The 19,952-nt window shown below is 63.8% G+C and carries 22 protein-coding genes; 12 read left to right on the top strand and 10 right to left on the bottom strand.

From position 1 onward, the window contains the following. Positions 1-2: 2 nt before the first annotated feature. On the bottom strand, positions 3-314 hold the full coding sequence (locus tag ACFK0J_RS02275; RefSeq protein WP_378736092.1) for a WXG100 family type VII secretion target: 312 nt from the start codon (positions 312-314) through the stop codon (positions 3-5). 284 nt (positions 315-598) lie between these two features. Here ACFK0J_RS02275 and ACFK0J_RS02280 point away from each other — a divergent pair, with 284 nt between their 5' ends. The 3 genes from ACFK0J_RS02280 to ACFK0J_RS02290 are packed head-to-tail and all read left to right on the top strand — an operon-like array spanning position 599 to position 2,591. Continuing rightward, positions 599-1,603, top strand: a complete 1,005-nt coding sequence (locus ACFK0J_RS02280) for a hypothetical protein (protein WP_378736094.1) — start codon at positions 599-601, stop codon at positions 1,601-1,603. Next, entirely contained in the window at positions 1,603-2,208 is a 606-nt protein-coding gene (locus ACFK0J_RS02285) for a hypothetical protein (RefSeq protein WP_378736096.1), read from the top strand. The genes ACFK0J_RS02280 and ACFK0J_RS02285 overlap by 1 nt, the downstream gene beginning before the upstream one ends. A gap of 56 nt (positions 2,209-2,264) precedes the next feature. Further along, positions 2,265-2,591, top strand: coding sequence for a hypothetical protein (locus ACFK0J_RS02290; RefSeq protein WP_378736098.1), 327 nt, complete (start codon positions 2,265-2,267; stop codon positions 2,589-2,591). Between the two features lie 63 nt (positions 2,592-2,654). Here the strand turns inward: ACFK0J_RS02290 and ACFK0J_RS02295 are convergent, their stop codons facing one another. The 7 genes from ACFK0J_RS02295 to ACFK0J_RS02325 all read right to left on the bottom strand — a co-directional run bounded on the left by ACFK0J_RS02295 (position 2,655) and on the right by ACFK0J_RS02325 (position 10,157). After that, positions 2,655-3,203, bottom strand: coding sequence for a hypothetical protein (locus ACFK0J_RS02295; protein ID WP_378736100.1), 549 nt, complete (start codon positions 3,201-3,203; stop codon positions 2,655-2,657). 188 nt (positions 3,204-3,391) lie between these two features. Further along, complete coding sequence (locus ACFK0J_RS02300; RefSeq protein ID WP_378736102.1) at positions 3,392-3,817, bottom strand: NUDIX domain-containing protein; 426 nt, start codon at positions 3,815-3,817, stop codon at positions 3,392-3,394. A 159-nt stretch (positions 3,818-3,976) separates the two neighbouring features. Continuing rightward, positions 3,977-4,441 carry an NUDIX domain-containing protein gene (locus ACFK0J_RS02305; RefSeq protein WP_378736104.1) on the bottom strand — a complete coding sequence of 155 codons (465 nt, stop codon included), beginning with the start codon at positions 4,439-4,441 and terminating at the stop codon, positions 3,977-3,979. A gap of 55 nt (positions 4,442-4,496) precedes the next feature. Next, positions 4,497-7,076 carry a valine--tRNA ligase gene (locus tag ACFK0J_RS02310; RefSeq protein WP_378743402.1) on the bottom strand — a complete coding sequence of 860 codons (2,580 nt, stop codon included), beginning with the start codon at positions 7,074-7,076 and terminating at the stop codon, positions 4,497-4,499. Between the two features lie 101 nt (positions 7,077-7,177). Further along, on the bottom strand, positions 7,178-8,104 hold the full coding sequence (locus ACFK0J_RS02315; RefSeq protein ID WP_378736106.1) for a glycosyltransferase family 2 protein: 927 nt from the start codon (positions 8,102-8,104) through the stop codon (positions 7,178-7,180). Next, positions 8,101-8,793: a class I SAM-dependent methyltransferase gene (locus ACFK0J_RS02320; protein ID WP_378736108.1), complete on the bottom strand. Its 693-nt coding sequence runs from the start codon at positions 8,791-8,793 to the stop codon at positions 8,101-8,103. Before ACFK0J_RS02320 ends, ACFK0J_RS02315 begins: the two co-directional genes overlap by 4 nt. A gap of 8 nt (positions 8,794-8,801) precedes the next feature. Then, positions 8,802-10,157 carry a hypothetical protein gene (locus ACFK0J_RS02325; RefSeq protein WP_378736110.1) on the bottom strand — a complete coding sequence of 452 codons (1,356 nt, stop codon included), beginning with the start codon at positions 10,155-10,157 and terminating at the stop codon, positions 8,802-8,804. 251 nt (positions 10,158-10,408) lie between these two features. On the opposite strand from ACFK0J_RS02325, the gene ACFK0J_RS02330 reads away from it, so the two are divergent. Genes ACFK0J_RS02330 through ACFK0J_RS02345 form a run of 4 tightly spaced genes read left to right on the top strand, consistent with a single transcriptional unit; the run spans position 10,409 to position 14,322 of the window. After that, entirely contained in the window at positions 10,409-11,980 is a 1,572-nt protein-coding gene (locus ACFK0J_RS02330) for a hypothetical protein (protein WP_378736112.1), read from the top strand. A 9-nt stretch (positions 11,981-11,989) separates the two neighbouring features. Continuing rightward, positions 11,990-13,036: an asparaginase gene (locus ACFK0J_RS02335; RefSeq protein ID WP_378736114.1), complete on the top strand. Its 1,047-nt coding sequence runs from the start codon at positions 11,990-11,992 to the stop codon at positions 13,034-13,036. A gap of 2 nt (positions 13,037-13,038) precedes the next feature. Then, positions 13,039-13,524: a PPC domain-containing DNA-binding protein gene (locus tag ACFK0J_RS02340; protein ID WP_378736116.1), complete on the top strand. Its 486-nt coding sequence runs from the start codon at positions 13,039-13,041 to the stop codon at positions 13,522-13,524. A gap of 9 nt (positions 13,525-13,533) precedes the next feature. Further along, positions 13,534-14,322, top strand: coding sequence for a DUF4253 domain-containing protein (locus tag ACFK0J_RS02345; protein ID WP_378736118.1), 789 nt, complete (start codon positions 13,534-13,536; stop codon positions 14,320-14,322). Positions 14,323-14,553: 231 nt separating this feature from the next. On the opposite strand, the gene ACFK0J_RS02350 is transcribed toward ACFK0J_RS02345, so the two are convergent. Then, a complete protein-coding gene (locus ACFK0J_RS02350) occupies positions 14,554-15,057 on the bottom strand; it encodes a GNAT family N-acetyltransferase (RefSeq protein WP_378736120.1) in 504 nt (167 codons plus the stop codon). A 10-nt stretch (positions 15,058-15,067) separates the two neighbouring features. Further along, positions 15,068-16,453: a hypothetical protein gene (locus ACFK0J_RS02355; protein ID WP_378736122.1), complete on the bottom strand. Its 1,386-nt coding sequence runs from the start codon at positions 16,451-16,453 to the stop codon at positions 15,068-15,070. Positions 16,454-17,245: 792 nt separating this feature from the next. Here ACFK0J_RS02355 and ACFK0J_RS02360 point away from each other — a divergent pair. The 5 genes from ACFK0J_RS02360 (at position 17,246) to ACFK0J_RS02380 (ending at position 19,867) form a co-directional block, all read left to right on the top strand. Further along, positions 17,246-17,761, top strand: coding sequence for a hypothetical protein (locus ACFK0J_RS02360; RefSeq protein WP_378736124.1), 516 nt, complete (start codon positions 17,246-17,248; stop codon positions 17,759-17,761). Positions 17,762-17,766: 5 nt separating this feature from the next. After that, a complete protein-coding gene (locus tag ACFK0J_RS02365; protein WP_378736125.1) occupies positions 17,767-18,198 on the top strand; it encodes a DUF4254 domain-containing protein in 432 nt (143 codons plus the stop codon). A 126-nt stretch (positions 18,199-18,324) separates the two neighbouring features. After that, positions 18,325-19,251 (top strand): nucleoside hydrolase, encoded by a 927-nt coding sequence (locus tag ACFK0J_RS02370; protein WP_378736127.1) that lies wholly within the window; start codon positions 18,325-18,327, stop codon positions 19,249-19,251. Positions 19,252-19,316: 65 nt separating this feature from the next. Further along, on the top strand, positions 19,317-19,574 hold the full coding sequence (locus ACFK0J_RS02375; RefSeq protein WP_378736129.1) for a hypothetical protein: 258 nt from the start codon (positions 19,317-19,319) through the stop codon (positions 19,572-19,574). Next, entirely contained in the window at positions 19,571-19,867 is a 297-nt protein-coding gene (locus ACFK0J_RS02380) for a hypothetical protein (protein ID WP_378736131.1), read from the top strand. Before ACFK0J_RS02375 ends, ACFK0J_RS02380 begins: the two co-directional genes overlap by 4 nt. Positions 19,868-19,952 lie beyond the last annotated feature (85 nt).

Raw genomic sequence — 19,952 nt, forward strand, 5'->3', positions numbered from 1 at the left:
GGCTATACCTGCCCACCGACTTGGTTGATCGCGTCCCGGAAACCACCATCGCGCATCTCGTATTGATTGGCCGCAGTCAGCAGTTTCTCAGCCGAATCCTGGAGCGCGGCGACGATCTGCTCGGCTCCGAGTTTCCACTCGACGTAGGACTCGTCATAGGCGGAAGCCGCCGTGCCTTGCCACCCATCGACCAGCAATTCCCGACCGACGGTGCCGTCGAGCTTGTCGACACCGTCCTTGATGCGCTGGGCTCGATCCGAGATGAACCGTGCAGTCTCCCGGAGTCGATCTACCTCGACCTGCAGCTCGGACACCCCGCCTCCCCTCTGACAGCCGCCTTTCACAACATTCTCGCACTATAAGGCAGTCCTCACTCGGCCGCGGCCGAGGCTACGTGCCCGCCACGACTCACACGCTCGTCCTGGCTCACCACCCTCACTGACGGCCGAGGCCACACCGGCCCATAGACCGAGGCGCTGCTGAGCCCCGGCGTCGAGCGCCCACTCCGCTGGTGCCTCTGACCTCGCCACGCTCTGCCGCCAAACCGTGGCGGGCCGGACGTGGCATGCCGCCACCTACCTCGTGCCCCGGAGGTGAGATGACCACTCCAGGACAGCCAGCGCCCGACGGCTCCTTCGTGCTGGGCTCGCAATTCGGGCAGAACATCAACGAAGACTCCGCCAGGGCGGTGCTCAAAGAGGCGACGCTGGCGGTGTTCACCCGCTACCAGCAGCGGCTGCACAACCAGGTCGTCAACGTCATCAACGACCACTCCCAGTCGATCACCGAGCTGCGCCAAGCCTACGAACAACTCACGCTGCATGGCCGCACGATCGTGTTCCCCGGCAACGGCACCTACACGCCCGCCAAGGGCATCGTCTCCGTCGAGGTCATCCTGCTCGGTGGCGGGGCCGGAGGCGCGGCCGGCCGCTGGGATGTCCTCGGCGCGTATCGAAAAACCGGGGGCGGCGGCGGAGGCGGCGGGGAAGTTCACTACAGCATCCCCGCCTCCCTGCTCCCCGTCGACCGCGACGGCAACTTCCTGCCCGTCGCCATCGTCATCGGACGAGGCGGAGGTGGCGGCACCGGCGACGCCCAACCCGGAAACGGCGGCGGCGACACCAAATTCGGTGACTTCCTCACCGCAGGCGGCGGCGTCGGCGGCCAAGCCGACGCCGAAATCGGCGGCACCGGAGGCCCCGGCGGTGTCGGCATGGTGCGCGGCGGTGACGGCGGCAAGGGCTCTTCCTCGGGCACCGGCTCACCCGCTGGTGCGGGCGGAAACTCGTACTCTCCGTACTCTCTCAACGGCGGCGGAGGCGGCGGTGGGGGAGGCGCGGGCATCGCCGGTTCGGGGATGGCAGGAGGCCAAGGCGGAATCTCACTCGGCGGACTCCCCGGTCAAGACGGCCAGGCCCCGTCGAGCGTGGTCACCACCGGTGGCGGTGGCGGTGGCGGCGCACCCAGCACGACCACCAGCGGCGGCCACGGAGCGGCCCCCTCCGGTGGTGGCGGCGGAGGTGGCGCCGGAATAATCCCACCCCGAGGCAACGGCGGCAACGGTGGATCCGGGGTGCTCTACGTCGTCGAGCGATTCACCTGATGCGCGCCGTCCTTCGGCTCTACTCAGCCAACGGCACCTGGCACAAACCGACCGATCTGGAATCCATCGAAATTATCGTCCGGGCCGGGGGCGGCGGGGGCAACGCCACCGACGGCGGAGGCGGCGGTGCCGCCGTGCATCCCCGCCGCATCCGCGCCAGCCAACTACCCGACACGATCGCCATCACCGTCGGACCCGGCGGCGACCTCGGAAACGACGGCGGCACCACCGCGTTCGGTGACCTCATCACCGCCCCACCAGGACTCGGTGCCGACCACGGCGGTACCGGCGGGCCGTCCTACATCCGCGGCGGAAACGGCGGCGGCCCAGGACAACCCGGCGAATCCGTCACGTCCGGTGTTGTCGCCCTGCTCGCCGGAGGCGGCGGTGGCGCGGGATCCGGATCGACCGGCGGCGCATCTGGACTCGTGCCCGCGGGCACCAGTCGTCCGGTGCTGTGGGAGGCCGGGCAATCCGGGGGCGGTGGCCACGACCGGCGACCGGGCGGCTTCCCTGCCGGTGGCGGCGGTGCGGGCGCACACGGCGCGGCAGGGTTACTAACCCTCATCGAATACCTCTTCGAACCGCCGCCGACCACGTCCTGACTCAACCCCATGCGTACCTGCCTATTTCAGGACGCGATACCGAGGAGAGGTAACCCATGGCGCACGCCGTACTCCACGTCGACGACCTCGGTGGGTACATCGGACCCGCCCGCTGCTACAAACTCGACCCACCCGTCCGCCTCGGCGACACCGACCACGAATACGTCACCGTGTGGGTCCAACCACGCCTACCGCACCAACAGGCCGAAGTCGGTGTCGTCGCCGCGACCTCTACCGGCGCGTGCGCCACCTGGTCGATGCTTCGCCAACCCGGAAGCTTTGTCCTGCACAGCGATCCGGACACCGGCGACTACCTCGAAGGCTGCTACACCATGGCACTCGGCCTGCTGGGCTACCAACTCGGCGACGCACCCACCACCTGACACAGCCCCCGCACGCGATCGAGCCCCGGCCTCACGGCCGGGGCTCTTTTCGCATATCCGGGGTCAGGATGAAACCTGGCCCCGGCCGGTCGCACGTCGCCGCGCCTCCAGCCAGTCCTCCCGTTTGAATTCGCCCATCCCGTCCAGTCCTCGTTCATCCACGATCGCCATCGCGGCCACGATCACCTCCGGCGAGGGCACCAACTCGAACTCAGGCGTCGGAGCGACTGCCGCTGTGGTGCGGTCGATCCGTAGATCCGCCGCCACCTCCACCCAGGTGTGGTCGGTGAACAACACCATCACCCGCCCCGGTCGCGGCGAATCCTGCACCACTCGCGTGACCCGGCGATCGCCCTCGTGCCACCGATCGAACGGAAGCAGATCACACACTGCCACCGTGGTATCCCACGGCAGCCGCCCGGTGATCGTGTGATCGATCGCCCAACTATCGGTGCACTCCGCGCAGATGGTGAACTCGTGCCCGCACGCCTCGGTGCTGGACGCGATCGGGATTTCGATCTTGTCGATGAGATGGACCATGACATTCGAACCCGCTGGGGCATAGCTGTTGTCGAGGGTTGCGGTCACCGTCCGCAAGGCAGCATCGGCCATCGCCCGTTCCTTTCGCAATAGGTGAAATGCATATACGGAACGTAGCTCTGGCCGACAAACACTGGAACCCAGATATCGAGTCATTCCAAAGTCAAAATTGTTGTGCTGCAACGCGATACGGCTACCAGACGGGTCCTGTTGGAAGGTGCGGCATCACTGGTGAGTCGCTCCAGCAGTGGCGGTGTCGATCATGAGCCTGACCAGCTACGCCAAAACGACCGAGGTGCGGTGCCGATGATCTCCTTCATCGCGCTTAGGCGCAGGTCTGCCTTGGACAGCTGGGCTGCGGGTAGCCAGTCGAATTCGAGATGTGGCTCTTGGCTCGACGGTTCTCCTTCCAGGGCGACGTCGAAGACCAGATTGATCTCGTGGTGGGTGGACTCGGCGTCGTCGATGTAAACGTGTTCGACCACGACGACCAGGCCGATGATCTTGGCTGCGGCGCCGAGTTCTTCAGTGATTTCGCGAGCGAGCGCGGCTTCGACGGGTTCGCCGGGCTCGACGTGACCGCCAGGCAGAAATGCCCATCGTTTTCCTCGTTCGCGTACCACCAGGACGTGGTCTCCGTCGCGGATTACTGCTCGGGTGATGATTTCTGTTGTGGCGGCACTCATCGGAGCCTTCGTTGCTTCGGGTAACTCCGGATTGAAATAGGAACTGATCGCGCCCGGTGGTCGGCGTGAGCGGCGGCTTAGTGCGGCCAGCTCGGTGGTCTCACTGGTCGAGGCGGGTCAGTCGCCGGAAGGATCACCGGTGCTCCGTGGTCCAGTGGGTTACCAGCCATAGGTCGAGAACATGGAACCGTCAGCGATCTGTCGTATCGCGACGCGGCAGTAGTCGACCATACGATCAGGCAACGCGTCCGACTCGAACCACTGCAACTCGGTGCATTTGCCAAGCTCCCGATTGACCGGCTCCCCGGCCCACCTCGTGACGGTGAAGAAGAACGCCACCCGGCCGCCGCCGGACGAATTGTGCATGATGTGACTGAATCGCACATTCTCCGGCGCTATGACTACACCGATCTCTTCCTCCGCTTCGCGGACCAACGCTCCGACGACGGATTCCCCGGCCTCCACATGACCTGACGGGACATGCCAAGCACCGTCCTCGAAGCCGGTGTTCTGCCGTTGACCGAACAACACTGACTCGCCCCGGCGCAACAACAGGTGTACGTCACTAGGTGTTTTGTGCCGCACAGGACTTACGGCATCGGAATCGGTCGAGGGTATATCCATGGATCAATCTCCTCGTGGTTCAGCGAGCTCTGCCAACCGAGGATGAATCCGGCGGCTAGGTTGGCAGCAGAGCGAGCTGGCGTTGGAGCCGATCAATGTCGTTCTGTGCGGTCTGCTGGCGAGTGCGGATGCCGTCGACGACATCGTCTGGGGCTTTGGCAAGGAAGCTGTCGTTGGTTAGTTTTTTCGCGGTGACCTCAAGTTCTTTCTGCGCCACTGCGAGAGCTTTTTCCAGGCGTCGACGTTCGGCGTCGACGTCGATGGCTTGTGACAGATCGAGGCTGATTCGCGCTTGACCGATCGGCAGCGCGGCTGTCGCGGAGAACGTCTCGGTGACGGGGTCGAGGCGAAGCAACTGTCGGATCGCTGGTTCGTGCAGTTCCAGCCCAGCTGGCAATTCCAGTTGGGCAGGTACCGGCTTGCTGGCAGGTACTCCTTGATCAGATCGGAACCGACGAACTTCGGTGACGAGATGTTGCAGGTCCCGGATCTCGTTCTCTGCGCTGTGATCGCGGTAGCCACTATCGGTTGGCCATTCCGAGATGACGATGGATTCCTGCCCGGTGAGCGTCGTCCACAGTTTCTCGGTGACGAAGGGAATGAGCGGATGGAGAAGCCGCAGGAGGGTGTCCAGGACGTGACCGAGCACGCGTCGAGACGCATCGGCCGCGTCGCCGCCCGCGGCAAAGGTGGCCTTGGACAGTTCGAGGTACCAGTCGAAGACTTCGTCCCACGCGAAGTGGTAGAGCCCATCGGTCAACTTTGCGAACTCGTAGTCTTCGAAAAAGGTATCTGACTCGGCTACAACGGTATTCAGTCGAGAGACGATCCAGCGATCGACCGCAGACAACTGTTCCATGGCTGGGAGCGGGCCGGTCGTCGTCGCTCCGTTGAGCAGAGCGAATCGGGTGGCGTTCCAGACCTTGGTCGTGAAGTTGCGCGCGCCTTCGACCGACTCCTCGGCAATGGGAGCGTCGGTGCCGGGGTTGGCCGCGCGGGCAAGCGCGAACCGCAACGCGTCGGTGCCGTAGGCGTCCATCCATTCGATCGGATCGACCACGTTCCCGAAGCTTTTCGACATCTTCTTGCCGTGCTTGTCGCGGACCATGCCGTGCAGAGCGATCGTCTGGAACGGTGGCTCCCCGGTGGCGTAGAGACCGAACATCATCATCCGGGCGATCCAGAAGAACAGCAGGTCATAGCCGGTGAACAGCACCGAGTTGGGATAGAACTTGGCCAGACTCTCGGTCTTATCGGGCCAGCCCATCGTGGAGAACGGCCACAACGCTGAGGAGAACCAGGTGTCGAGGACGTCAGGGTCCTGCACCCAGCCTTCCGGCGCGGTCTCGTCCGGACCAACACACATGACCTTGCCCGCGGGTCCGTACCAGATGGGGATGCGATGGCCCCACCACAGTTGCCGAGAGATGTTCCAGTCCCGCAGGTTGTCGACCCAGGCGAAGTAGCGGCCGGCCAACTCCGGCGGATGGATGCCGACTCGGCCGTTGCGCACTGCATCACCGGCAGCCTTGGCCAACGGGGCGACTTTGACCCACCACTGCATGGATAGGCGCGGCTCGATGACGGTGCCGCAGCGTGAGCAGTGCCCGACCGCATGCACGTACGGTCGTTTCTCGGCGACGATGCGCCCTTCAGCACGCAGCGCGGTGACGACAGCGCTGCGGGCTTCCAACCTATCCAGCCCTTGGAACGGGCCAGGAGCAGTGACGATCGCTCGTTCGTCCATGATCGTGAGCGACGGCAGGCCGTGCCGTTGTCCGATCTCGAAATCGTTTGGGTCGTGGGCCGGTGTCACCTTCACCGCGCCGCTGCCGAATTCCGGATCCACGTGCCCGTCGGCGACCACACTGATGCGGCGCCCGGTCAAGGGCAGTTCGATCTCGCGGCCGACGAGGTGGCGGTAGCGGTCGTCGTCGGGGTGAACGGCCACGGCGGTGTCGCCGAGCATGGTCTCGGCGCGGGTGGTGGCGACCACGATCGAGTCCTCGCCGTCGCCGTAGCGGATGGAGACCAGCTCGCCGTCGAGGTCTTTGTGGTCGACTTCGATGTCGGAGATCGCGGTGGCGCAGCGCGGGCACCAGTTGATGATGCGTTCGGCGCGGTAGATCAGCTCGTCGTTGTAGAGGCGTTGGAAGATGGTCTGGACCGCGCGCGAGAGGCCCTCGTCCATGGTGAACCGTTCACGCTCCCAGTCGACGCCGTCGCCAAGGCGGCGCATTTGGTTGGAGATCGCGCCGCCGGACTCGTTCTTCCACTGCCACACGCGTTGCTCGAACGCTTCACGGCCGAGGTCGTGACGCGAGTGTCCCTCTTTGGCGAGTTCGCGTTCGACGACGTTCTGGGTGGCGATGCCCGCGTGGTCCATACCGGGTTGCCACAGGGTTTCGAAGCCTTGCATGCGCTTGCGGCGAGTGATGGCGTCGATCTGGGTGTGTTCGTAGGCGTGGCCCATGTGCAGACGGCCGGTGACGTTCGGTGGCGGGATGACCACGGTGTAGGCGGGCTTCTCGCTAGCGGCATCGGCGGCGAAGTAACCCCTGTCTACCCACCGTACGTACAGCTCACCTTCGAGTTCTACCGGTACGAACGTCGTCGGCAGGGTCGTCGGGTCCATACTGTTTCGGGGGTGGGTTTCGGTCACAGTCGCCCAGCATATTGCCTGACCATCGCCGGTCTGACCGCTACCGCACGATGACTGCGATCCGGCTCGGCTTTTCATGGGATGCCCAGTGCATCGATCGGGCTCGCCAAGGTAGCGCTGCGCTGGCGTGCGACCGTGAGGGCCTGGTCAAGGTCCACAGCGGCCATATGCAGCAGCTCGATCAACCGGTCCGGCTTGCGCGTGCAGACGAGTGCCGCCAGTTCGGCGGCCGAACGGTCCTCACCGAGGATCGTTCGGAAGTAGTCCAAGTTCTTGTCGACGACCAGGCGTGTCATCTCCAGCTCACTGATCGCGGCGGCCGACAGTCGCGTGAATTGGGAATGGATGCGGTATTCGTGGAATGGACCTGGGACACAGCGGATCTGGTTCCTCGTGCCGTGCCGGTGGCGGGCTGCGAGTAAGTCGATCGCGAAAGCCCAGTCCTGCCATTTGCGAATGCGGTGGTCATAGCCGCCCGCAGCGAGGGCATCGGTGCGGCGGTAGACGATCGCCATCGGTGCGTGATGCTTGCGGACTAGCAGTTGCTCGTGGCAGGGGTAGGCCGAGATAGTCAGCCCATCGAACTCGCCGAACATCCGCGAGAAGGTGTGCACAAACGCGACATCAGACGTCGAAGACAAGATTTGGACTGCCTGGTCGGGATAGGTGCCGTCGGCCAGCAGTACAGGGTCGATCGCAAGCTGGTCATCGCAGTCCAACGGCAGCACGTAGTCATAGCGGGCCGCGTCGAGCCCAGCGTTGCGGGCAGCTTGGGCGCCACGATTGTCGGGCAGTCGCACGACCCGCACCCCTGGGATCTCGCCGCTGGCATCGATAGCCGCCACTGTGTCGGGGTCGTCGCTTCCGTCATCGATGACAATGATCTCCCGAGCGCATGACATAGGTTGCGCAGCAACGGATTCGACAGCCTCCGTAACAAATCGTCCGCCATTGTGACAAGGAAGGATGACACTGATCCCGGTCGTAGATTCTTCGTTCATGAGCGCCTCTCGTTGTGGTCTCTGCGGTGGGCTTGGACGGTGATCCGGTTGGCCTCGAAGTAGTTTCGCGGCGAATCGGTGTTGCGTTCGGCGTGCTGCGTCAGCGACATATGCAGTTCCCACCCGCTGTAGAGACGTTCGATGGTGTTGCGGAAGGTGGCAGCGGTGTAGGCGGCTTCGTCCTCGATCAGCACGCGGCTGCCTTGGCGGTCGGTGCGAATGATGTCGGTGAACACTTCGAGGAAGTGCCCGGCACCGACAGGAGCGCGCTGAATGCAGCGGGTCAGGACTCCGCGGACCTGATCCGGACGTAGGTAGTGCAACACATCCTTGGCGATCACCACCCCGAACTGACGCTCCACCGAGAAGTCTTCGATCCGACCTTCGACAGGGGTAATCCGGCTCGCCCAGGCGGGGCAGCAGTCTCGCAGACGCGCACGCAGGATCTGGGCCGGGATCTGATCGACGGCAACCACATCGAAGCCGGTGCGCGCCAGAGTGATTGTGTAGGCACCCATCCCGTACCCGAGGTCCAAGGCGGTCCGCGGGGCTCGATCATCGACAGTGTTCAGGAATCCCGCGAACCGGTCGGAGACGGGGGCCGAAAGTCGTTCCGCTGTCGACACTCCGGTGCCGAGCACCTGCTGGTAGAACTCATTGACCTCTTGTCTGGAGCGGACTACACACATGACTGCTCCTAGAATTCGTCGACTTCCACTGTTTGACCGGGGATGCGTAAGGACAGGGCGAGTGCTTCGGTGACCCGCATCGGCAAGTAGTGCTGCTGCAGTCGGCTTCGGGTTTCGGTGCCGCGCAACCAGTTCTGCATCAGAGCACGGTTGCTGTCGCTGTGGAACAGCCCATCGAAACTCTCCCGAGCCACGTACTGGTCGTCGGTGAGCAGGGAGGCGTTGGCGCGGGTGAGTATCTCGGCGACCGCGCCTATCTTGTCGGCGTCCGGGCCCCTTGGCACGTCATAGCAGGTGACGTGAACCGAATACAACGTCGACAACTGCGCCTCGAGGTCGACGCTGCTGGTTCGGCCGTTCTTGTTGTACACCCCATCGGGGAACGCCGACCAGTGCCGGATCGAGGGAGTTGTCTGCTCGAACGACAACGTCCCCAAGGTGATGGTGGCGTCGGTCTCGGCGTCGACTAGTCGGAATGTGGAGGTGATGTCGGTTTCACCATAGCGGCGTGGTTCACGCGCCAGCACCGAACACTTCGAATCCCCGCCGAGCATCTGCGTAGCCGGGCGCGACAACCGTTGCCACTGGTCGGCCGGGAACGCGCCGAACGAGCACACCTGCAAACGAAGATGACGCTTCGGGAAGAGCAGTTTGTTCAGCGACAGCACTTGCACGGCCAAATCGATGTAGTGGTAGCTGCCGTGCATCAGCATGCCGTACCCGTAGCGGTACGGGTGATCGTCACGAGTCACGAACTCGTGTTCCAGATTCCACACGCCGCCCGCCGCACGCAGATGGAACGACGTCAGTGGTGAATGCCATTGGAGCATCCGCTCTTTCAGAGGCGCGATCAGCCGGTCGTTGTAGATGCTGTGGTAGCGGCTCAGCGTCATCACCGAATGGTGGGCTCGGCGCCGCTGTGCGGTCTCGAGAAGATCGGCCATGGTGGCCGAGATCCGCGACGGTTCGAATGTGTCGCCGACCATCGGAGCCAGGACTGGCTTTTCGACCAGCGAATCGACTCCGTCCTCCACACATTGACGCAGATACTGTTCATGAGAGCCGACTTCGGTCGCGATATACGCCTTCATGGGCAGGCCCGGCACTCGCAGGAACTTCAGCGCCGAACTGGCCGCCTCCAGACCCTGCGCCGGGTTGTTCCGCCCCGCCGGAACGAAGAACTTCATGCGCGGCTGCGGATCCGCACCGACCAGGCGCGCTTCGATGACTTCGCGTTCGGATTCCAGATCCACGATCGACCACGAGTCAATGTGGCCGTCCTCGATTGCTGCCCTGATGACCGGCATGTACTTGTTGCGGACGATCTCGTCGTACCCGATCACGACAAGCTGGTGGATGCTCACGAATGACTCCCATCGCTGCACGGCGGGAACGCGCCGCCCGCCTCCGATTGCGGCATCAACCCCACGCCCATCACCGACGGCCACCGGGGGAGAAGGTGCGAATATCATTGCGGTGCTTGGTATTCGACGATCCTCGATGCACTTCTCAACGGTCCCAGCAGATTCGCTCCGGTGGGAGTCTCGTTAAGGGGTACCCGCAGGGGCTTTCGGGGGTACGCTGCCCACACGTCGCTGGTACGGGGGTAGTACCGATGCCTGTACAACTCGAATGGACCGGTCTTGAAGTGCGCGCGCTGCGCGACGCGATGCGCGAAACACGACTCGGATTCTGTGAAGTCGCCGGTGTGCGTTTCGACACCCTGCGTAAGTGGGAACGCCGCAGCCACACACTCACCCTGCGCGCGGTCAACGCCGCGATCATGGACACAATCCTCGCGCGAGCGACCGACGAGCAGCGAGACCGATTCCGCCTGCGCTGCGCCGAACTGCGCCGCCAGCCGGAGGGTATTCAGGCAGCCGAGCCGGGCGATGTTCGGCACGTGGAACTTCTGCGGACCAACACCGGTCCTGCTGTCGCCAATCCGCACCCGCACCTGCGCCTGCACCCCGGCGACCACGAACCGATCGCGGCCTCGGATTCTGAGACTGTCCACAGTCGAAGCAACCCCGTATCGCCACTGGCAGGCAGCACCGGCGAGCCACTGATCCGGACCCCTGCGGGCCGGTACTTCCTCGGGTCGGTGACCCCGGTAGTTTTGGTGCCCGCGGTGCTGGACAGCGGCCGCATCCTTGCTGCCTCGACCGACGCCGTGGCGCTCAATCCGATACTGCTGCGACCCCACCGCAGCATGATTGTCGCGACGGTGAACACTGCCGAAGGGGTCAGCTTCTATGGCCTCGACCGTCGCCGCGCACGCGCTAGGTCACACGCTTCCAATCCCGGTGCGCCGTTACTGATTCCACAGGCGTATCAGCTCGACGACTTCACCCTCGGCATCACATGGGCAGTCACCAATCTCGACGACGCTTTGCTCGATGACGACGCTGAACTAGCCGCTGCCGAGCTGCGGCTGCACACACTGGACTGCCGAGCGCTATCACTGGCGGGCCCTGAGCTCGCCGCTGAGCTATCCGTGGCGTCGCAGATGTGGCTGGGGTCGCAGTTCTGCGCCCGCCACATCCTCGACCACGCCGACCAACTCTCCGATACGCCGTTCTTTTGGACCCGTGAACAGCGAGGAGAAGAAGCCAGCACCTGGCTGCTATTCACCCACAAGTACCAGTACCTGCAAAGCACCGCAGCCACATTCGCTAGCACCGGACGCACGCTTACCCGAGCCTTCTGCATCCCACCCGATTCCGTGACCGCCTCGCGGCGGCCAGAACGGGTGCTGCTGCTACTCACAGCAGCACTCATCGAGTCGTTCGGCGTCACCGTCGCCGTCTGTATCGAGCCCGAATACACGGCAGTGCAGGGCTTTGTCTTGGATCGCGACCGGCGCGCCATCATCGCCACCTGGATCAACACCAATCGCTTCTGGCACGCCGACATCACCGACCACCGCCCGACATTGCACGAGTTCAGCGACGCCAGCGAGTGGGCTCGAACCCATTCCATCCTCACCGCACCGACACCACTGTTACGGCTACACACCTTGTCGGACTACCTCCAGCTGGACTGGACCTGGCTGACCCGCCGAGCCCGCGACCTCGCAGACACCGGAACAGTCGGGCTCATTCGACCCCGCAGCCGCCTGCTCTCCCTCGCCGGCCTCGACAAGAGCCTCCGCTTTCTCGCCGACCTTGCCCGCGAAGATCGCTAGGCTGCCGGAGTGTCCAGAGCCGAAATCCGCCCCAGGGTGATCGTTTTCGCCCTCGGCGGCACCATAGCCATGTCGAGAACCTCCACCGGCGGCGTCGCACCCGCACTGTCTGCCGACCAACTCATCGCAGCTATCCCCGGACTCGGCGATACCGAAATCGAAGTAGAGGTCGTGGACTTCCGGCAGCTGCCAGGAGCCTCACTGAAAGTCTCCGACATCACCGCGCTCGCCGACGCGATCGGCGATCGGCTCGCCGACGCGGACGGTGCTGTCGTCACCCAAGGCACCGACACCATCGAAGAAACGGCCTACCTGCTCGACCTACTCCATACGGCGGCTCAACCAGTTGTGGTGACCGGAGCGATGCGCAACCCGACCCTGGCCGGAGCCGACGGACCCGCAAACCTGCTGGCGGCCATCCAAACCGCTGCCGACCCGCAAGCTCGCCACCAAGGGTGCCTCGTGGTGTTGAGTGACGAGATCCACGCCGCGCGCCGAGTCCGAAAGACCCACACCACCAGTACCGCAACCTTCCAATCAGCCAACGGCGGCACCCTCGGTTACATCGTCGAAGGACATCCGCGGCTACTCAACCACCTCACTCACCGCACGAACGTGCCAGCCAAACCCGTCGATGACACACGCGTAGCGATCATGACCATCGTTCTCGGTGACGACGGCACCACCCTGCGGGCAGTAAGCGAGCACGTCGACGGACTTGTCATCGCAGGTCTTGGCGCCGGACACGTGCCCGCCGACCTGGTCCCGATCCTCGAAAACCTCGCGAGCAGGATCCCGGTCGTGCTCGCTTCCCGCACCGGTGCAGGATCAGTCCTCGAATCCACCTACGGGTTCCCCGGTTCCGAGCGCGACCTACTCTCCCGCGGACTCATCTCCGCCGGATACCTCGACCCGATCAAAGCGCGCATCCTGCTACACACACTGCTCGCAACCGAGTGCAACAATCAGGCAATCGCGGCGGCGTTCGGTGCCGCAGGTGGCTACCGAGACCCCGAAACATGGCCGTGGCTACCTGATTTCAGTGAAGGCAACTAACCATGCGCAGCCACGAACTCACCCTCGGCCGGTCATTCGGCGTCGCATTCGACCACGGCGACGACTTCTATCCGGTGCTCGCTGAATTTTGTCACGCCAACAACCTCCGCCAAGGGTTCATCCCCTCCTTCATCGCGGGATTTAGCGAAGTCGACATCGTCGGTACCTGTGATCGGCTCGACGATCCCCAGGCGCCAGTTTGGTCGAAAGTCCACCTTTCCAACGTTGAAGCTTTCGGCGGAGGCACCCTCGCCTATGACCCCGACACCGGCACGGTACTACCGCACATCCACGTGGCCGTCGGCATCAAAGAGCACTCGGCCACCGGGTACACAAGCCACCTACTCAGTGCAAAGGTGCAGTTCCTCACCGAAATGCTCATCATCGAAGTCGCGGAACCAAACATGCTGAGGATCCGCGAATCCAACCTTTACGACGTGCCGCTGCTGCGATTCGTTGAGGGTGCCAGCCGCAACGTTGGCGGATAGGTAGCGATCGTGACTGATTCCTTCGCCTTCCCCGCATTGCCCGACAACGGGTTGCCGCCAGGAAGAATGGTCAAGGCGACCAACACTGCAGCAGGGGGGCGCGAGGTCCTGTGGGTGTCCGACGAACGGCAACCTAGAGCTGACGTGCTCTGGGGCCGACTCTATGACCAGCGGGCCGACACGGGTTTGTATCCGCTGTTGCTCGATGTCCTGGATCCCTTCCCTCCCGCCGGAGATCTGCAGAACCGTCCCTGGCATAGCGGCGAGCTGGGTTTCGTGCCAGTCGAGAAGATCGACGCACTCGACGCGGAGCAGCTCCTGCGGGGCATGTGGCCAATGACTGACGATGCCTACGCTTCCGATCTCGGCGCACCGAGCAGCTGGCCTGGCGTGGCGGCTCCAGGCACCAGTGGCGGCGACCCAGGCGTAGCCGCTCGGAAGCTGGCTCACGACTTGGCACGTAAGAGAGATCGCCTGATCGGGCTGGTCCCAGCGACGCGCGGTGCCGACGCGATCGCCCTGAGCGGGTGGGAAGGGGCAGTGAATCTCACCAACGACACCGAGGAACTTTCCGCGATCGTTCGATCATGGGAAGACCGATTCGACGTCCGAGTAGTCATGCTCGGCTTCGACACCCTGTACCTGTCGGTGGCCGCGCCGCCGACAACCCAGGACCACGCGTTACAGGTGGCTGCCGAACATCTCACCTTCTGCCCGGACAACTTCGACTTCGGTACCTTCGACGACTACGCGGCAAAATTGATCGGCTGCCATAATTGGGGATTCTGGTGGGACTAGGGCGACACCGTTGTTCTCGAAGGTTCGGATGCTCTGTGCCCCAGCCTCCAGGCCATAGGACCACCGCATAAGGGCGTCGTTGAAGAGCCCTGAGTACTTTGCATGCGGACGAGGTTCCTTCGCGATCTCACGCAGCTCAAGCATCTCGGCTCGTTCGGCCTTGGCGAACTCCAAGTACCTGATTTGGATCCCTGGCCCATTGTTTTAAAGGGTGCCTGCGGCACGTTCCAGCTATCCCTTGGGTAGCAGGGCCTTCCAGTAGGCGCGGTTCCCCGGTTTGTCCCTATAAATCGAGAACCCGGCTGTTCGCTCGTAACCGCACTTTTCATACAGCGCGTGTGAAGCGGTTTGCTTGCTGCCGGTGTCGAGGATCGCTGCCCGATAACCGGCGGCACGGGCGTCTTCCTCCAAGCGGGCAAGTAGCTGCTGGGCGACACCGTGTCGACGCAGGCGGGGTTCGACGTACATTCGTTTGATCTCTGCTGTGGCGCCTGTCTTGTCCTCGACATGGCGTCGGTATCCGCCGCAGCCGATCGGTACACCGTCGAAGTAGGCCACGACGAACGCGCCGCCGTGTTGTGGGGTGAACTCTCCAGGTGAGACCGGCGTCTGGTCCGGGTGTCCGTAGAGTTCCGCGTTGACAGCGTGCGCTTTCGCGATCATCGCGGTGGCGGCCGGAGAATCGTATCGCTCGGAGCGCAGCACGACTGCCTGAGCGGTTACCGACGAAGTCATACATCCAGAATTAGCAGATTTTTGCCTTCTTCATCGTTTCGAACTTGTCGATGAAGGTGCGCACGGTTGAGGTGGCGCGGTGCGGGCGCAGTTCTGCGTTGATTGTGTCGATGAGATTGCGGCAACGTGCCGAACCCACTTCCGGCAGCATCGGCAGCACTTGCCCGGCTTCGTAACATGCGAGCTCAAGATCCTGTCGCCCGCCTGTTCCTCGGGCGTGGGCAAGAGCGAGGGAGAGTCCGTAGAGGACTCGGTCGCGCGTCGCATCCTGGTTCAGGTTTGCGAGACCCTGCGCGAGCTGTTGCTCGGCTTGAAGGGTGTCGCCGAGGTGAAGGTAGCAGCGGCCAGCCTCGCTGGTCAGGACGGTCGGACCCATCCAGTAGACCCAGGCAGGATCGTGGTCATGCTGGCCGCGCGCAAGAGCTTGGTGCGCGCGTTCGAGCGCGGCAGAGGTCTCGGAGTGCATTCCAGAAGTAGCGAATGCGCGCGCCTCACGCATCGCGATCAGCGCTTGCACACGAGGTGTCGTGGCTGAGCGGAGCCCCTGTTGAACTGTGCCCATGATGGATACTGCGTCGTGAGGTCGGTTGCGCCATGTCTGCTGGAACGCGATACAACTGAGCACGAGGGCGCCAAGCTGTTTGTCGCCTGCCGCTACTGCGGCCCGAAGGCCGAGAAGATACATGCGCTGGGCAAATCCGTGTCGTCCCAGGTCGAATCCGAGCCATCCTGCCAACTGGGCCATCTGACCAGCCAGTGAGAGCAGACGACGTCCTAGATCCGCTGGATACGACGAATCACTGAGAAGGTCGATTGCCTCTGCGAGCCGGTTGACGACCGCGCGCAAGACGAGCTCACCACCGTGCCCGTCGTCGAGACGTCGAAGTTCGGCTAGGTCCTTTCCGAGGTAGTCGATGTAGTCGGGGGTGATCCGCCCTTGTCCAGCAGTCATACGGTTCGACATCAACGCGTGGTTGCCGAAGGCCCAGGACTCGGCGAGTGAGGTGAGCTCGTTACCGGAGACTGCAAAGTGGGTTTTTGCTTTCCCAGATGCCCGGAACTCCTTCAGCAGTGCCAGGGTGTCGTGCGGTAGCCACCTATCCGGGGCAATCTGCGCTACAGCGGGCAGCCATACCTCGGTCTTGTGGGCCTGTCCAGGCCACAGTTGGTCGACCGTGACTATTTCGCCACGCGCTTCAGTGAGGATCCCTGCGACCACGGCAGGCAACGGATCTCGTGGCACGGTTCCCCGGTCACGCCATGCAAAGGGCGTCTTGGCGTGAATCCGGCGATCTGGACTGACGAGTCGATTTACCGCTCGCGCCAATTCGTACGGCGACCACCCGATTTCCTCCAGCAGCCGTCGCAGTTCCGCGTTGGAATTCAGCCCACCCATTCCTTGAATCGTACTGAAACTTCGTGCAAGTGGAAGCGAATGTGCTGCTAGAACCCGAAATTCGGCAAAATACTACCCCTGCCTGCCAACATTCGGCGATGTGCGGCATCGCGGTCGGTAGCCACGACCGCCGACATCGTTTGTGCTGGATACAACCGATCGCTATCGGAACATGAACTGCACCAGCACAGGCGGATTGCTAATGAGCGCGGCCTGCAAGGACATCGTTCAGGTCCGAATGCGGTCGAACCGAGAAACGACCGACAAATCCTTCGGCTAACGCCGATCGGGATCGGGGAGCGATGGCGGTACACGTAGTCGGCCACTCGATGAGAAGTGACCAGATCGACCACCAGGCGCGGAGTGTGGAAGGCGGCGGGTGGGAGGTCAGCTTCTTGCCCGGGATGACTCTCACCGCGGATCAAGCTGTTCTTGCCTTGAGGGCGGCCGAGGAGCTTGCGGCGTTGGGACCGTACGCGCAGATCCTTGGCCTGACGACGCTGGAAGTGGTCGGCATGGCGACAGAGCCATGCATATGGCAAAACCGTCAACTCGTTGCGCCTGCCAGGCCGAGTACTCGCCGTGGGATGCGGGCTGTTCGATGACGCAGGACTGGGTGTTGCTGCATGGCAAGCGGGTTCAGGTGCGTGGCAGGCGGATTCAGGGCTTTATGGCCGGTGCGGCGGAGGGGCGGCGTGACGCCGCTGAGTGCGTGTGGGAGCCGATCGGGTCGCCTGCACCGCCGGAAGAACCAGGTGACCACGGTGGGCGTCACTTGGGGGTGGTGCGGTGATGTTCGAAGGCTGTCACGCACCGAAGGACGTGGCGCAGTTCTATCGCAACCGGTACGGGCTGGCGGCGGAGCTGTCCTATCAGCGGGCGTTCGTGCTGACCGATGACACAGTGGGCGCGATCTTGATGCCACCATGGCTGGGCCGACAGGTGAAAAACAGCTTCGGCGAGGGCATTTCGGTTCCGATCATCCGTCACGGTCAACGGGGCGGTTTCTGGATCTTCCTCGTCGGCAGGCGGCGTGGGCACCTGCGCAACCGCGCGGTGCCTGCGTTGACTCGCCACAACGGGGCGATGCTGCCGCCACGTTCGCCCGTATGGCTGCCGATGACCGATGCCGGACTCGGGTGGACATGGCACTCGCCACCACGTCGCGGAGCACTGCTTCCGGCCCGTACCGAGGTGCTGCACTCGGCGCTGGTCGTGATCGACCACGCCGAAGCGGCACCGGATCCGTTGCACAACAGTGCGATTGCGGTGCGTGACCCGGCGTCGGCGCGGGCAACCCGGCGGTGATCGCGGTGTCGCTGCCTTCTGATGACGAGCTATTCCTGGCGATCCGAGGGCAGTTCGAGGACACCCACCGGCTATGCCAGCTCGCCAACGAACTGGGGCGGCTGCACTGGCGAAAGCTACTCGGTAAGCCCGCGTGCGCCGAAAGCTGCTGTGAGCGAGCGGAACTGATTCACGAGATCGACTTGTGGGTCTCGGAGCGGCTGCCGGTCCCGCACCCGAGTGCGACCCTGCACACCGAGACCTTGGGGCAAGTGATCGACCGGTTCGCGTGCGCTGTCGTGCGCGCCTATCACCTGCTGATGACTCTGGATCCTGTCGACGTCAGGGTCCATGCGGCCTGGTATCGGGTCGCCGAGCTCGCCGACGGCTACACCGACCTGTGCACGGAGGTGGGCAATAGAGCGCGGCGGCTTCCTGTGGGCGGTGGGTGCCGTTGATCAGACCCACCGAACGGCATCGACAGCCGCGATGGCGGCGGCTGAGTAGCCCGCTGGCCCCGTGCCGCTTCAGCGCCGAGCTTCCATCCGAAATTGCCAACATCACCATGAAGGAGTGCATCGAAGATGTTCGACGACCCGCCACCGCTGAACGGTCAGCCGTTGAAAGCGGCGTTCACCCGCACGATGCCGGGCTGGCTGGACAGGCTGATGATCCTGGACACCGACCTGTTCTATGACCCCGACGACCTCGCAGCGTTGCTCATTGCCGCCGAGACGGTACCGAATCTCGTTGTGATCACCGCTGATGAGACCCGTGGTCGGCGCGCTCGCCTGGCCCGATACGCACTCGATCACCTGGGTCGTACCGATGTGCCGGTGATCGCCGGCCTCGATCTCGGTGGCGAGCAGCGGTTCCTGATGGACGACTACCTCGATGGCCTGGAGCCACAGCCCGACGATCTGGTCGACGCGGTGGCACGGATCTGCACCATGACGACCGGTCCGATCGACTGGGTCGGTATGGGGCCGATGAGCAACTACGCCGCTGTCGTCACCGCTGCCCCGGAGCTGGCCGAGCGGTTCGTGCTCTATCAAATGGGCGGTTGGCTCGATCATTATCGGGACAAGCGGGTGGCCAGCCATAACCTGCGCATCGACACTGTCGCCGCCGGGCTGGGGTTGCGGATCGCTCACAAGCCAAGGCTGATGCTGTCGGATTTCACCAACGCGCGAGAAATCCGAATCACCCCGGACTGGGCGGTGATCCGCAGCCTACGGTCCTCGCCCAACCCGGCGGCACAGTTGCTGGCTACCAACTTCGAGCTGTGGTTCGCGCGGCGCGGCGGAAGTTGGATGCACGACCCGCTCACACTCACCCTGCCCCTGCAGCTTCCGTTCGTGACCATGCGCGGTGAGTGGATCCGGATCGAGAAAGACGCCCGGCTCTACCGAGACCTCGACGGTCGCGTGATGGAAGTATCGTGCGCGGTCGACTACCCGGGCTTTATCGATTGGTTCCACGAAACCCTCCTAGCGGGGGCATACCGGTGAGGTGGCGATCCTGGCTACATGCCCACCCGCGGACCAACTCTCACCACACTCCGGCAGCCGCCGACATGCGACGTGACACGATCCCGATCGGCGTCGCGGCAGGCCGAGAAGGATACGTCAGGCTGCACGCTGATTGCGGCAGAGCCGAATTCGACGCCGACCACCAGCTGATCCGGGTCGCCTGCCCCGCCGTGTGGTGCGGGGCGGTGTCGGTGGCCGACAACGTGATTCAGTCACACCAGACGTGGGACAACCGAGAGTGCGCGTGGGGCGGGTGGCGCATCGTCGATGACAAGGTCGCGGCCGAGAAGGCGTTGTCATGAACCCAGCGAGCCCCGACCAGATCGGTGCCACAAAGCGTTTCAGTGACTGCCTAGGCGATCCTGGTGAACTCACTCGCGACGACGCCACCACTGCGATGAGCCTCCACTACGACTGCTCGCGCCAGTGCCTGCCGCTGCGACGGGCCGAAGCGACCCTCACCGCCGAGTACGGCTCGGTGCCAGCTGCCAGCGAGGAGATGACCGACCAGAGCTGGGGCGCTGTGATGTCAGCCCGGCTCCGGGTGGCAATGCGGCTGTCCGAACACCGACCTAGCCTCAGCGAACCGACCTAGCGGTAGTCCTGGCCGTTCACCGACAGTGCAAGCTCGCGCGCCACCCCCACTCAGCCGACAAACAGATTCCTGATCTCCGGAGGGG

Source organism: Nocardia brasiliensis (assembly GCF_042691675.1).
Classification (GTDB): Bacteria; Actinomycetota; Actinomycetes; order Mycobacteriales; family Mycobacteriaceae; genus Nocardia; species Nocardia brasiliensis_D.

Coding starts and splice junctions, on each gene's coding strand:
- ACFK0J_RS02300 (WP_378736102.1), bottom strand. CDS start 3,817: ATGAGTGCCGCCACAACAGAAATCATCACCCGAGCAGTAATCCGCGAC.
- ACFK0J_RS02340 (WP_378736116.1), top strand. CDS start 13,039: ATGCGCAGCCACGAACTCACCCTCGGCCGGTCATTCGGCGTCGCATTC.
- ACFK0J_RS02330 (WP_378736112.1), top strand. CDS start 10,409: ATGCCTGTACAACTCGAATGGACCGGTCTTGAAGTGCGCGCGCTGCGC.
- ACFK0J_RS02380 (WP_378736131.1), top strand. CDS start 19,571: ATGAACCCAGCGAGCCCCGACCAGATCGGTGCCACAAAGCGTTTCAGT.
- ACFK0J_RS02295 (WP_378736100.1), bottom strand. CDS start 3,203: ATGGCCGATGCTGCCTTGCGGACGGTGACCGCAACCCTCGACAACAGC.
- ACFK0J_RS02290 (WP_378736098.1), top strand. CDS start 2,265: ATGGCGCACGCCGTACTCCACGTCGACGACCTCGGTGGGTACATCGGA.
- ACFK0J_RS02280 (WP_378736094.1), top strand. CDS start 599: ATGACCACTCCAGGACAGCCAGCGCCCGACGGCTCCTTCGTGCTGGGC.
- ACFK0J_RS02285 (WP_378736096.1), top strand. CDS start 1,603: ATGCGCGCCGTCCTTCGGCTCTACTCAGCCAACGGCACCTGGCACAAA.
- ACFK0J_RS02370 (WP_378736127.1), top strand. CDS start 18,325: ATGTTCGACGACCCGCCACCGCTGAACGGTCAGCCGTTGAAAGCGGCG.
- ACFK0J_RS02375 (WP_378736129.1), top strand. CDS start 19,317: ATGCGACGTGACACGATCCCGATCGGCGTCGCGGCAGGCCGAGAAGGA.
- ACFK0J_RS02315 (WP_378736106.1), bottom strand. CDS start 8,104: ATGAACGAAGAATCTACGACCGGGATCAGTGTCATCCTTCCTTGTCAC.
- ACFK0J_RS02350 (WP_378736120.1), bottom strand. CDS start 15,057: ATGACTTCGTCGGTAACCGCTCAGGCAGTCGTGCTGCGCTCCGAGCGA.
- ACFK0J_RS02310 (WP_378743402.1), bottom strand. CDS start 7,076: ATGGACCCGACGACCCTGCCGACGACGTTCGTACCGGTAGAACTCGAA.
- ACFK0J_RS02305 (WP_378736104.1), bottom strand. CDS start 4,441: ATGGATATACCCTCGACCGATTCCGATGCCGTAAGTCCTGTGCGGCAC.
- ACFK0J_RS02355 (WP_378736122.1), bottom strand. CDS start 16,453: ATGGGTGGGCTGAATTCCAACGCGGAACTGCGACGGCTGCTGGAGGAA.
- ACFK0J_RS02320 (WP_378736108.1), bottom strand. CDS start 8,793: ATGTGTGTAGTCCGCTCCAGACAAGAGGTCAATGAGTTCTACCAGCAG.
- ACFK0J_RS02360 (WP_378736124.1), top strand. CDS start 17,246: ATGTTCGAAGGCTGTCACGCACCGAAGGACGTGGCGCAGTTCTATCGC.